Source organism: Paenibacillus sp. FSL K6-2393 (assembly GCF_038002545.1).
Lineage (GTDB): Bacteria > Bacillota > Bacilli > Paenibacillales > Paenibacillaceae > Paenibacillus.
The window spans coordinates 602,782-616,280 of the sequence record NZ_JBBOCU010000002.1 but is presented as its reverse complement, the minus strand read 5'-3'; the positions used below and the strand labels follow the sequence as shown (position 1 = coordinate 616,280).

General features: G+C 47.3%; 11 protein-coding genes. 3 read left to right on the top strand and 8 right to left on the bottom strand.

The genetic code is table 11. The annotated features are described in order from the left end of the window. Positions 1 to 2: 2 nt before the first annotated feature. Positions 3 to 1,631, top strand: coding sequence for a response regulator transcription factor (locus MHI14_RS29940; protein ID WP_341131941.1), 1,629 nt, complete (start codon positions 3 to 5; stop codon positions 1,629 to 1,631). A 358-nt stretch (positions 1,632 to 1,989) separates the two neighbouring features. Here the strand turns inward: MHI14_RS29940 and MHI14_RS29935 are convergent, their stop codons facing one another. Next, positions 1,990 to 2,955, bottom strand: coding sequence for an arsenic resistance protein (locus MHI14_RS29935; RefSeq protein WP_341131940.1), 966 nt, complete (start codon positions 2,953 to 2,955; stop codon positions 1,990 to 1,992). Between the two features lie 227 nt (positions 2,956 to 3,182). Between MHI14_RS29935 and MHI14_RS29930 the strand changes: the two genes are divergently transcribed. After that, entirely contained in the window at positions 3,183 to 3,941 is a 759-nt protein-coding gene (locus tag MHI14_RS29930; RefSeq protein ID WP_341131939.1) for a tryptophan-rich sensory protein, read from the top strand. A 113-nt stretch (positions 3,942 to 4,054) separates the two neighbouring features. On the opposite strand, the gene MHI14_RS29925 is transcribed toward MHI14_RS29930, so the two are convergent. From MHI14_RS29925 to MHI14_RS29910, 4 genes are all read right to left on the bottom strand, one after another. After that, positions 4,055 to 4,429, bottom strand: a complete 375-nt coding sequence (locus MHI14_RS29925; protein WP_341131938.1) for a RidA family protein — start codon at positions 4,427 to 4,429, stop codon at positions 4,055 to 4,057. Positions 4,430 to 4,577: 148 nt separating this feature from the next. Further along, positions 4,578 to 5,264, bottom strand: a complete 687-nt coding sequence (locus MHI14_RS29920; protein ID WP_341131937.1) for an oxidoreductase — start codon at positions 5,262 to 5,264, stop codon at positions 4,578 to 4,580. A 123-nt stretch (positions 5,265 to 5,387) separates the two neighbouring features. Further along, positions 5,388 to 6,545, bottom strand: coding sequence for an MFS transporter (locus tag MHI14_RS29915; protein WP_197997917.1), 1,158 nt, complete (start codon positions 6,543 to 6,545; stop codon positions 5,388 to 5,390). A 208-nt stretch (positions 6,546 to 6,753) separates the two neighbouring features. Further along, positions 6,754 to 8,169: a sensor histidine kinase gene (locus tag MHI14_RS29910; RefSeq protein ID WP_091038285.1), complete on the bottom strand. Its 1,416-nt coding sequence runs from the start codon at positions 8,167 to 8,169 to the stop codon at positions 6,754 to 6,756. Positions 8,170 to 8,646: 477 nt separating this feature from the next. Here MHI14_RS29910 and MHI14_RS29905 point away from each other — a divergent pair, with 477 nt between their 5' ends. Further along, positions 8,647 to 9,300: a phosphatase PAP2 family protein gene (locus MHI14_RS29905; protein WP_091038282.1), complete on the top strand. Its 654-nt coding sequence runs from the start codon at positions 8,647 to 8,649 to the stop codon at positions 9,298 to 9,300. Positions 9,301 to 9,304: 4 nt separating this feature from the next. On the opposite strand, the gene MHI14_RS29900 is transcribed toward MHI14_RS29905, so the two are convergent. From MHI14_RS29900 to MHI14_RS29890, 3 genes are all read right to left on the bottom strand, one after another. Continuing rightward, positions 9,305 to 10,816: an HD domain-containing phosphohydrolase gene (locus tag MHI14_RS29900; protein WP_091038281.1), complete on the bottom strand. Its 1,512-nt coding sequence runs from the start codon at positions 10,814 to 10,816 to the stop codon at positions 9,305 to 9,307. A gap of 191 nt (positions 10,817 to 11,007) precedes the next feature. Next, positions 11,008 to 11,991, bottom strand: a complete 984-nt coding sequence (locus MHI14_RS29895) for an anti-sigma factor (RefSeq protein WP_339311981.1) — start codon at positions 11,989 to 11,991, stop codon at positions 11,008 to 11,010. Further along, positions 11,988 to 12,584, bottom strand: coding sequence for an RNA polymerase sigma factor (locus MHI14_RS29890; protein WP_133386883.1), 597 nt, complete (start codon positions 12,582 to 12,584; stop codon positions 11,988 to 11,990). Before MHI14_RS29890 ends, MHI14_RS29895 begins: the two co-directional genes overlap by 4 nt. Between the last annotated feature and the right edge of the window lie 915 nt (positions 12,585 to 13,499).

Here is a 13,499-nt window from a genome sequence, read left to right as displayed (position 1 = left end):
ACATGAAGGCACTGCTTGTAGATGATGAAAAACATGTCCGCGATGCCATAAGGTTGCTTGGTCATTGGGAAGAGTTTGGCATTGATACATTACTTGAAGCAGCAGACGGGGATGAAGCCATCGCCGCCATCACGGTACATCAACCTCAAATCATACTCAGTGACATGCGTATGCCAGGCAAGGACGGTATGGCATTGCTTGAATGGATATCGACTCATGCCCCACACAGCAAGGTGCTGGTTATCAGCGGATATGATGATTTTGAACTCGTGAGGCATGCAATCAGGCATGGTGGCATGGACTACCTCCTGAAACCTGTGGAAGCAGATGAGCTGAATGCATCTCTATTAAAGGCCGTTACAGCTTGGGAAGAGGAAGACGCCATTCGGATACAATCCACCAGGCAATCCATTGTCGTTAATCGAATGCGTCCCCACTACCAGGATCGTCTGCTCACCGAACTTGCCGTCGGCAGAGGCAGCAGCCCATCACACATGCAGCGATTGCAGGATGAGTTAAATCTCCCCTGTCTAATCCCTGTCTGTAGTGTCGCTGTCACCAGCCTGTCCCATCTGGATGCAGATTGTCTGGCAAAATACCGTAGTCAACCAGATCTGCTTGTGTTCTCGGTGCTCAATATCTGTGCCGAGATGTTATCCACACCAGACGAAGGTGTAATGTTTCGTCAGTTGGATCAACCGGACGAGATTGTTCTGCTACATTGGGGTTCATCCACTTCATTGGAACATATTCTGGACAAGGTCAATCATGGATTGGAGCAGACGATTCAGCGCAGGCTTCATTTTGGCATCTCCACCTGTGAGTCCTACCCTGGCGGAATCTCAGCGGCCTATCTGGAAGCAAGTTCAAGGTTGTGGAGACGTAATGCTGTGCAAATTAAACAGCCAATCCATGCGTCAGTGGAATCATCAAATGGGAAGAAAATCAGGCGTTTAACCGCCCATGAAGAACCCCTGCGTATGGCAGCCATGAGCTGCCGGTCTTCCAGTGTATCTGCTGCGGTCGCCGAGTGGATTGACCCGATTACTGATCTTGAAGTTGTCAGTGCTGAGCAGATTCAGCAATGGATCGACGAGCTGGAATGGATGCTGAGCCGCTGGCTTGATGATACGGCAGGTTCGTCACCCAAAGAGGAAGAAGTAACGGAGGAACAGTCTATTCCCTTTGCCGAGTTACCTTTGGACGCTGAAGGACTGTTATCCTTCCCCCTGCTTCGTTCATTATTGGAACAACGACTGCTTGCCGCAGGAAAGGCGCTCACCGCTCATCACCACGCCAATCCCGATCCCATGAGTGAGATTGCACGTTATATGGACGCCCATTATCAGGAGGACCTGTCCTTACAGCAGATTGCCGCGCGTTTCTATCTGAGCCGGGAGTATATCTCCCGTAAATTCAAACAGCAATTTGGTCTGAACTGGTCGGAATATTTGGGCAAACTGCGGATCAACAACGCCAAGCTGTTACTGCAAAACCCTTCCCTGCGTGTCGCCAAAATCTCGGAGATGGTTGGATTCCAGGATGAAAAGTATTTCAGCAAAGTGTTCAAAAAAATGGAGGGCATCACGCCAGCAGAATATCGTAAAACATTATTGGAGGCAGGTACGTAACGAGTATTTGATCCGAATTAAAAAGAGTACTCCCGGCATGACCCATCGGAAGTACTCTTTTTATTTTACTTTTACAGAAAATAGCCTATATCATGACGACTTGTTGGCTCTTTCTTTTCTGAGATAGGATACGATCCGAGAGATTGTACCTATAAAAATTACAGCCATAAATCCATAAGCCATATTATTTCCTGTCTTATGAGCCACTACGGGGAAATAGATGAGGCTGAACAGTAATAGGACAATATCCAGGTAGAACATAATCTTCCGATAAATAGGGATTCTCACCTCCCTTTTATTTACCAAAAATGGTTTTATTAATTGTAATATATCATAACATATATACGTCCTAGTCCGCTCATCGATCCCGCAAAATCACCGCAGGTACAAGTCGAATGTAGATTAGCTCCCCTGCAAGCTCCACCATCGTCTGTGTAACGATAACTGCTGCAGCTATGGTTGCCCATTCTGTCGGGAGTGCCAGCGCCAGCGGCAGAACAACCAGCGAATTCCGTGTGACTGAACTGAAGATCAACGCCCGCCCGGAGCCTGGATTCAATCCAAACCAAGTAACAATAAGCCGAGATATCCAAGGCATAAGGATTAGAAAAGCAACATAGATCGGGATCACGTTCACGATAATCGCCATATCATTGTAGACTTTGCCAATCTGGGAAGCGACAACCACGATCAGCGCAAGTGCCATCATCGGAACCGGGAGCCATGCCGTCGCATTCATGAACCGATCCCCGCTCACTGTACCTCTGGAGAAAACTTGTGTAACAACAGCGAGCAGCAGTGGAATAACGATCAGGAACAGAAAAGCCTCCACAAACGGCCCAACCTGCATGACCTGCGCTACCTCAGCACCCATCAATAACCATAAATAAAACGGCAACAGGATCATTTGTATGACAAATAAAAGAGGTGTAGCGGCGAGCATCAGTTTTTCATTGCCCCTGCCGAGTTGTGTGAACACAATGACGTAATCAATACAGGGTGTTAACAGTACCAGATAAACTCCGATCAGAACGCCTGGTGATTGCGGAAAGACCAGTGTAAGCAACCAAACAACTACAGGTACAACGATAAAATTAGCCACCAGTAACGCACCCATAAATCGAAGATTCGACCAGGACTCTTTTAACTGTAAAAAGGGAATCTGTACGAACATGCTATATAACAGCATGGCCAGTATCGGAGACACGGTGTAGCCCAAAATATCCCCCCATGCCGGATTACTCAGCCCTATCGCTGCTCCTACGAACAGTGCAACTACATAGAACCAAGTCTGCTGTTTCTCCATCGTTTCTCTTGTGAGCATTCTCTGCCTCCTCTCATTAGTGAGACATCATGGGCATGGACATATTTCTGCATCGTTTCGCGTACATTGGGACAGAGTACCGTTCCAACATAGCGGCTGAGCGCAATGATCTGAAAGATCAACTTGTGAATTTTTTGCGGCTGTTATTAGAATGTGCAAGAACTGGGTATATTCATTGTAGACTGACCCGTGGTTCATTCATTTCGTTAAACCAAGGAGGAAACACAATGTCACGTAACAATCCGTACAAGTGGTTAAACGCCATTGGTTTTATCGCTGTAATTATCGTGAACTACCTTTCCAACGCTCTGCCGATCGGGGGCAGAACCAATAAGGAAGTATCGGATATGTACCCTGTGCTGCTCACACCTTCTGGCTATGCCTTCTCTATATGGGGTCTGATCTACCTGCTATTAGCAGGGTTTGTGATCTATCAGTTCGTGCCCGCTTCCTGGAAAAGGGACTCGATTACCCGTCTCGGGTATTGGTTCCTGGCAAGCTGCGCTTTCAACGTAGCCTGGATTTTTGCTTTTCAAAACTTGCAGACCGGTCTCGCTTTACTGATTATTGTACTGCTTCTGTTGTCTCTGATCATGCTGTATGTAAAAACACGTACCATTACTGTGCCAACCACTGCTGAGATCTGGCTTGTGAAGCTGCCATTCAGCATTTATCTTGGATGGATTAGCGTGGCAACCATTGTCAATGCAGCGGTGCTGTTATATAAAATAGGCTGGGATGGTTTTGGTATCAGCGAACCAACCTGGACGATCATTATGCTGATTGTGGGTATGGTGCTGGCTGTACTCGTTAGCTTCCGTTATCGCGATAGCATATACCCACTTGTATTCACATGGGCGTATATCGCCATTGCACTTAAACAAAAGGATGTCACTTCCGTATATTATACGGCAATCATCATTGCGATCGTCCTGGCCATCTATGCGGTATGGCTGTTCTTCGCCCGGAATCAGGATCGCGATTGAGCAAATCCCATCATATATATCGCTTAAATATAACGCAAAAATGCAAAAAGCCGATCCTGGTCATTCGACCTGAAATCGGCTTTTTATGTATACCTTAGCGAATGAAGGTTGTCCTATTTCAGGGCAATAACCTCAATCTCCACCAGTGCATCTTTTGGCAAACGAGCAACTTCCACTGCACTGCGTGCAGGATACGGCTGTTCGAAGAACGTGCTATACACTTCATTCACAGGAACGAAGTCGTTCATGTCTTTCAGGAACACCGTCGTTTTCACGATTTTATCCATACTTGTGCCTGCTGCTTCAAGGATAGCCTTCACATTGCTCAAAGACAGACGTGTCTGCTCCTTTACATCTGCGCCGAACTCTCCTGTTTGGGGATTCAGACCAAGCTGTCCGGAAGTGTAGATGAAATCGCCTGCATCAACGGCTTGACTGTATGGACCAATGGCGCCTGGCGCCTGATCGGTAGAGATTGGTTTTTTCATGGACGAGTTCTCCTTTGTGTTCGTTATCCTGCTGCCGCATGGAGTCAGGGTTCGAACTCATTTTTGTTGCCTATTATACCACGATCTACCTCAAGCGAGAACCGCTCCTCACTAGCCACATGAAGCAAACAGCTCGTTCAAAGGTTTCTTAGCCCCCGTCCACACCAAGGACATGAATGACTTCATTTGAATACACATGGTTTCCCTTGGCTTGCACCATCGCAATATTGGTCATAGCCTGTGCAATGGTTGCGGCGTGGACCGCCCGGTATTTGTCCGCTCTGCCTTTCATCCAGCGTTCCAGAAACTTCATGGCATAGGCAGCCATCTGCTCACCAAACCGCTTCTCGTTTCGATCTCCAAGAATTAAGGAAGGGCGGAAGATATGCAATGACGAAAAACCGATATCGGACAATGCATCCTCCATTTCCCCCTTGGTCCGACTGTAAAAGACCCGGGAATCTGCACTCGCTCCCATGGAGGAGATCACCATCATCTGTGATACACCCTGTTGCTTCGCAATAGTAGCTGCACGAACCGGGTAATGATAATCCACCTGACGAAAATTGTCCTGACTGCCTGCTTTTTTGATCGTTGTCCCCAAACAACAATACAGGTCATCGATTCCATCGAATAAGTGGTCTTGGCTCTCCAGCTGTTCCCAGTCCACCACATGCTGTTCCAGTTTGGGATGTTGCAGCTCAAGCGGACGTCTAACCAGAACCCGAACCAGGCTGTATGCCGAGTGCTCCAGCAGATTATGAACCAGTAATTCGCCTACAAGCCCCGTGGCTCCAATCACCATGGCTTTCCGTTCGAGACGATTCAAATACATCCCTCCACTTCGCCATCTTTTTTGAAGTCATACCAGATACATATGATCAATCTAAACATTTACAAGGTTGTTCTGTCATCGAAGTGCCAGTGTAAATATTCATTAGTTGAAATTATATCGTTTCTATTTTAACAGTACACGACGTCCAAGGGTAAATGTCAGAATCAGCATCACGACACCAACCCCCACCTGAAATCCATAGGCTGAGATCCAAGCCAGCGCATCCGACCAAGTCTCCATCTTTTCATACAACCAACCGCCCAACAGCGGCCCAAGAAATGAAGTGACTCCGGTCAGAGCCGAATACACCGCGACAAACATCGGTCTTTCACTTTTGGGTGTGTCTCCGATGGTAAAGTTAAATGCCAGCTGATTGAATCCACCTACACCAATCCCAAGGAAGATATGCGATAGAAATAGCGCGATCAATACAGGCATGAACGACATTAAACCCCACGACAGACAGGAGAGTGCAATGACTGGCAATGTCCAGAAAAGGAGGGTTTTGTTGCTGAATCTGGCATTCAGATTGCCCCAGACATAGAAACCGGCCATCATAACCAGCGTCTGGACTACCGTGATCAGGGATACCGTCTGATAATTAATATTCAATAGATCCAACATAACATAGGAATAGAGCGGAACAATCAAGGTCTGGATCAATAACCAGACAGCCAGGAACAGCGTTGCTTTCAGGAAAGAACGATCCTGGAACGGCTTGATGAACATCCGCCAGAAAACCTTTTCGGTAGAACGTTCAAATGGCACGTCCGGATAGAAGAAATAAATGACTGTGTTGGCAATGGCACAGATCCAAACCGGAATAAACAGGATCAGAAAGCCCATTTCTCCGGGGTAACGGTCCAAAACAATACCGCCTGCGAATAAGCATACGCTTCCAAGAGCATTCAGAATCGTATTTCGAATTCCAAAATAACGCCCTCTCACCTTGGCAGGTACGATATCGCCAATCAGTGAAGTCCAGATCATACCGCCGATGGTATTTGATATAAAAGCAACCGTATACACGCCAATATATACACTTACCCACCACTCTTTGGGGAATATAAACGGAATCAGTCCCGTTGCACTCCACAAAATACGATGTGTGCCCACGAACAGCAGCAGCATGCGTTTACGGCTGCGAATACGCTGCATCCAGTAAGCTGCTCCGATCTGGGCAATGTTCACAAATGTTGTAATCGCGAGCACAAAGCCGATATGTCTCGACCCGGCCCCAAGGTACAGCAGAAATCCGGTTAAAAACGGGCCGCCCAGCAAGGTCTGTAAAATAATTGCCGGTACACCCTCCCATGTTGCAATCGATAAATTCGTGCGTTGTGTCGAACCCTTGCGCCGTGGTTTGCTTGCTAACGGGGGAGGGTTAACGTTGACCGTCTTCTGTATGGGGATACACTCCTTAGACCGGGTCTCAAAAGCCGGTCGATGCTAGTTGTCATCCCAAATTCTACTCACGGCGCGAAGGTTGTCAACTCATTTTTTCACGGTCCAACGGAAGATAGAGATGGAAGGTGCTTCCTTTACCTTCAGTGCTCTCCAGTTCAATCGATCCCCCCAGTAATCTCGCTAAATCCCGACTGATCGACAGGCCTAGTCCGGTACCGCCAAATTTTCGACTAATCGACCCGTCAGCCTGCTGAAATGCTTCAAATATGGAATGATGCTTGTCCTCAGCAATGCCAATGCCTGTGTCCTGAACAGAGAAAATAAGCCATCGATTCTGAATACCTGCATTCTTAATCTGCTTGGTGCTTACGGTCAGTGTGACCTTCCCCCGGTGCGTGAACTTGACGGCATTGGACATCAGATTCCGCAAAATCTGTTGAACCCGCTGGGGATCAGACCAGAGCGTCTCGGGCAGTCCCTGTTTTTTGTCCAGAACCAACTGAATACCTTTTTTCTCGGCAACGAGCTGAAAGTGGCTCATGGCATCTTCTGTAAGTTGTGCGACACTGATATCCTCCAGTACAATATCCAGCCGCCCCGCTTCTACTTTGGAGAGATCCAGAATATCGTTAATGAGCGTGAGCAGTTCCTGCCCGGAGTGGTCGATCATATTGGCAAAACGTACAATATCCTCCTGATCCATCGTGTCCGCATTCTCGCTGATCATCTGGGCAAAGTTAATGACACTGTTCAGTGGTGTACGCAGTTCATGGGACATATTGGCGAGAAATTCGGATTTGTACTGTGAGGCAATCATCAATTGTTTCGCTCGATCCTCCAGTACAATCTGGGCTTTCTGTAACTCTTCCTTTTGCACAGATAAAAGCCGGTTTGTACTCTGGATCAGCAAAATTCGATTCTGTTCATTCTGAAAATCACGTAAAATAAATGCAAAAATAAGGCTCAGCAAAATGCCTGTAGGGAGTGTATAAGGCATAATATGTGAAAAGAAGTATGTAGCCGGGATTACACCAACGATAGCAATGTTTACACTATTGACCACATTGACGATAACTGTAACAAGGATTCCTTTAATAATCAGCCTGTAGTTGCTGCGTCTCATCCATATATTCAGACCTGCACATATCACGCCCAAAATAGACATGTTAAGTACTGCCGCCAATGTAGCATCCGTGATGCCAAAAGTCAGCCGCGACAGCCCAATTCCAATACCCACGATGATTACGCTATAGGGTTGTCTATACGTTAGAACGGCAACAATTAAAGGAACATATCGAAGGTCAAAGACCACTTCATCGGTGAGTTGAAACCCAAAAACCGTACTGATCCAACCTGCAAAAATAAGGACAAGTACGGAACTTATCTGCTTCACTCGGGAAGAAGTACGTATTACGACATATTTATAGAACACACTAGCAAGATATGCAATGGTAATAAGCATCCCCATATTCAATACGAACATTTTTGAAAATTGCATTCACTCACTCCTGTTGTACCGACTTTACTGGCCAAATTGCCTTCGTCCGTATCTGTCTCTATCATATCATGCCCATTGAAACTTCCGCATTCCTTCTTCGTCAAAAAAATACACAAAAATACACAAATCAGGATTCAATTTATGCGCTGGTCGTAGTAGAATATATTGTTGTTTAAATTTAAACTACTATATAGATTAAACTAAAGAATAATTACACTTGCTACTCCGATGACAGAACAACATTCTGATCGCTGTTATCCCCAGATTTTTTCGATTCCCTTTTGTGAAAGGGAAAATCCGTGGATAAAGGCGAAGCGTATGCTTCCGATGCAGCTTTCTTTCAGAAAGCTTTTAGCTCCGCTTCTTCAGGTTATTTCTGTCCTCTCCGTTCTCGTGTAAATGAAAGTATAGTGCAACTTATATAGTTATTTGCTGGGGTCATGTTCGTCGGAACATGAATGAAAGGAGAAAGATGTTGTGCAATTGTTAAAAAGCAAATCCTATTGGCTGTCATTGAGTTTAATGTTGTCTTTGGCCGTCATGGGGCTGTTCTATGATATTCTTAATAGTCCAGAACGCGGGTTCGTAGTACTTGATTCGCCGCTCGACCGGATCATTCCCTACGTACCTGCCATGTCCATTCCATATTTGGGCTGGTACCCGTTTGTATTCGGTGTGCTCGCTTACCTGTGTGCCAAGGATCGACTGACGTACTACCGTGTCTTGTTATCCATGAATATCTGTGTCTGGATCTGTTATCTGATCTACTTCAACTTTCAGACCATGGTACCGCGCCCGGAACTGACGGGTACAGGCCTGGGAGCATCTGTTCTCGGATGGCTCTATAGCCAGGATCGTCCTTATAATTGTTTTCCAAGTATTCATTCTCTTCACTCTTATCTGGTTATGCGCGCTGTTCTCTCGGTTCCAAGCATCCGCAAACCCATCAAGATTTTGGTGGCCGCCGGGGCAGCAACCATTATCGTATCCACGCTAATGATCAAACAACATGTGATCTATGACGCCTTGGGTGCAGTCATACTCGGCGAATGTGTTCTCACTATCATAACAGGCCTCGCTCTACACCGGAGACGCAGAAAAGAATCGAAGTGGACAGAGGGGATCAACTGATCCCTCACTTCGATGGTTTCTGAAGATGCTGTTGTCGTCTCCATTCATCAATAAACAAACCTGCAAAATAGGGGTCCCATTGGGTCCCTTTTCCTTCTTCCAAAATCGTTAGCGCTTTCTCGTGACTCATCCCATTCCGATATGGTCGATCAGACGTCATGGCATCAAAGGCATCCGCTACCGCAATGATGCGGCCAAAAAGGGGAATATCATCACCAGCCATCCCATCCGGGTATCCTTTGCCATCATATCTCTCATGGTGAGATCGTACACCTGGCAGAAAGTCGGCCATGGCATCAATAGGCTCTATCTGCAACAAAATACTCTCTCCCTGCACGGGATGTGTGCGAATAATCGCGAATTCCTCATCGCTTAGTTTTCCATCCTTCAGCAGTACCTCATCAGGTATGCCGATTTTCCCGATATCATGAAGCAGGGCTGATTTGTACAATAAATCCGCCTGTTCCTCATTCATTCCGCTCAGCTTGCCAATCATCAGCGAATACTCTGCCACACGCATGGAGTGTCCTGCCGTGTACTTATCTCGGGCGTCCAAAGCAGCAGCCAGTGTAGAAAAATAACTTTGCAACAGTTGCCGATTGCGTTCCTGTCTCATCTCCAGCCGATTAATCATCATGTTAAAGCCGGAGATCAGTGCCGAAAACTCATCCGCATATAGATCCGGAGCTCGTCTGCCAAGATCTCCCCCCTGAATTCGGTTCATCTCATGCGTCAGTTCAGCAACTGGATCACGAACATCACGAATCAACAGCCAGCTTCCCACCAGCGCAAACCCCGCGCCCAGAACAACGATGAGAATTCCCCACAGTATGTACTCTTTCGCAAATTCACTGTCCATATACTGAAGTCGGATATATGTAGCCAGGAAAAATAGAAATAGAGGAAATAAGCCAATCAGTGCCGTACTTAGCTGAAATTTACGCTGGATCGATACGAGAATGCGTCCTCCCAGTGAAGGTTCCATCCCGTATTGGACTTTGCCTCGATGACGAATCTCAAGTAACAGGGGTCTAATCGCCCGCACCGTTAGGTAATACTCTATCAGCGCATGCATGATGGCAATCAGAAAGGCACAAGCAGCGGCCACGACAATATACAAGTAAGGGAATTCAAGCCACCCTGTGGATATCATCCATATTGTTAATCCGGCTGCCGGAAGTGAAAAACCAAGCATGTGCGGACCCATGATCCGATATATGGTCTGTCCCGGGAAACGATGAATTTTCTCATACATGTGGTTCAGTTCGTCTCTCTCATGATGCTCGGAAGTGAAAAATTGTCTTATCGGGCCAAGCTGCACCCACAGCGTAATTAATTCTGCAACCAGCATGAACAAGAGTGAAATCAGTACAATGAAGATGAGTCGAACAAATTGAATATTGGGTATTTGCAGAGTAGATACCATAACTACTGTACCGACAACAAAAACAGCTGCCAGTGAACCGATCAGATAATTGCGTATCAGGCGAAAGATAAATGAACGGTATGCTTCCAACTGAACCCCTCACTCTCTATGTGCAACCAGTTCTCCCTTGAGACACAGGGAGATTAAGGGTATTGCCTTCTATTTGTTTATCGGTTGCTCCGACTAAAAAAATTAATAAAATCCAATGGGTGGGCACCAGAACTGGAAAACACAAAAAGGCTGCTCCACGACGGAGCAGCCTTTAGTGATATATCCTATATTTATCCTTTAATCTTGGCAGCCAGAATCATTGTACCGCGCGGCTCATCTCCCATTGCATCCGGTTCAAGCGTGATGGCAACCGTATCATAGTCGTTGGCCGAATCCAATGTGTAATATACCGCTCCCGTTCCGTCACGACTAAGGAAAGTACCCGCATTCTGAGGGGTATCTCCTTTGATCAACCAGACCTGAAAAGCCTCGTTGCCTTCCAGGTTCGGCAGGTTCTCAGCCTGCACAACCAGGTGAGTGCCTTTGCTGTCAATAACGATGGTTGCGAGACCCTGAGCTACAATGTCCTGCGTTGCAGGATTCAGCTTCACTGCCTCGCCAGTCTGCATGCCCTGTGCGGGCTTCAGAGCTGATGCCAGCTGCTCTTGCAGCTGTGCATTCTGCGCCTGTGCCTGCACCAGTTGCTCTTGTGTAGCCGACGAGCCCGCCGCTTGCTGCGTCAGCGAGTCGATCTTGCTCTGCAGCTGCGCCGTGTACACGCCCAGCAACAGTGCCGCGGCCGCAAGGCCGGCACTGGCTATGCGCCAGGCGCTGCTGCTGCGCGCACGCGCGCGCGCTTGTGGCTGCCATGGCTGTGCCTGGGCAGCCTCTTCCACCCGGGCCGCAGGCACCGCCGTTGCCGGCGGCAGGCCTGGCCCGGGCTGCGCCGCACGTTCGTGCTGCGGCGCAAGATCCTCCTGAAGCACCACAGGTGCTTCAGGCTCCGCAGGAGCAGCCGCTGGCTTCGCCTCGGCGCTCTCCTGCGCATGTCCGAGCACGTTGCCCAGCACACGTGCTCGCATGCCTTGCGGCGGTGCTACAGGTTCCGCCGCAAGTGGCAGGAAGCCAGTCACTTCCTGCAATTCCCTTACCTCCTGGCGGCAAGGTTCGCAAGTTGCCATATGCGCTTCAAACGCCGCCACTTCCTCTGCTTCCAGTCCGCCCAGCACATACATCGGTGCCAGATCAGACCACTCCTCATGTCGTTCTATCATGGATGTATGCCCTCCCTTCCCGCGTCCGGATGCAATTCAGCATCGGCCAGCAACTTTTGGAGCTGTCGCATGGCAAGCCTGACACGGCTCTTTACTGTACCCAGCGGAATCCCGAATCGGCTGGATACTTCCTGCTGGGTTAATCCCGCATAATATATCGATTCAATAACTTGTTGCTGATCACCGTTCAATTGGGACAACGCCTCTTTAATCCGGGTACCTTCCCATTTACGCTGCACTTCTTCTTCCGTGTTTGTATCTTCATCGGCATAGGCCGCCAGTGTCTCGTGTTCAACTGAAGTAGCCGCTGCCCCTTTTGATCTCCGCCTCAGCATGTCCACTGCAATGTTACGCGTAATCGCAAACATCCATGTGGTCAGCTTCCCCTGTGAGGCATCGTAACGTTCAGCATTATTCCAGACCCGCATAAAAAGTTCCTGAACGGTCTCTTCTGCCGTCATGGGATCACCAACGATCCGGTAAGCAAAAGAATACACCGCTCGCTCATAACGGTCATATAAAAGCTCCAGTGCGGAGGCATCACGTTCCGCGATCTGCCGCATTAACCTGCTGTCCTCCATCGATTCAGTCATGCGAGGGCCCCTTTCTGTTTCTTCCCTCTTATTATAACCTACGCAGAATCTTTTGAAGAGGATTACCCCTATGAAGAAATAGTTTGAAAAATTTTCTGTATCTTTTCAAAACAATCTTTCACTTTCTAACCTAAAAACAGTCCGAAAACATAGTTGCTCTGGTCGCGCTTTCCTTTTTATTGCAGAAAATTACAACCTGTGGTATACTATAAAAGTTGTATTAAACAACCTCATATGATTTCTGTCTTCTTTAAACCCCGGAATATTTTCTTCATGCTGCGACCGCAGCGAATTTTAAGCACAACTAACCTATGAAGATTGAAGAACCTGAATCACAATAACCCGGTAGTACAGAGTTTCACAAGATGTTCCCATTCACACTGGCGCGGTCATCGGAGCCGCAAGGACAAAAGAGAGGTAGGGCTTTTGTTGTTTTGGATATCACTTATTCTTGAGAAGATTGAAAACATACACAAAGCACCCGGAATTGGGTTCCGGGTGTTTATCCATGTCTACATATTCAATTTAGCAACATCTACAGACAATCGCCCCCACCATTGGGAAAAGTCTTCCTTTCACTTATCAGACTAACCAGATATATTCGGCTCTGCTTTTAAAACTTTTCCATTCTCCCACTGACTGCACTCCTGGATACTTCCTTCCTTCCTTACTTACTTCCTTACTTCCTTACTTCCTTACTTCCTTACTTCTCCATTTATGCAAATAAACTCGGCTTCTAAAGCAAATGTTTACGCTCACCAGACGCTAACGAATCCTGCACACCTTATATTGAGGATTTCTGTGCTATGTAAAATCTAACGAATCTCAGCCACGTTAATCCATGTCACTTCATGAATATAGGCTCCAAACATGCCCAGATTGAGGAAATAAGGTGTCTGCGATTCGTTAGACTTG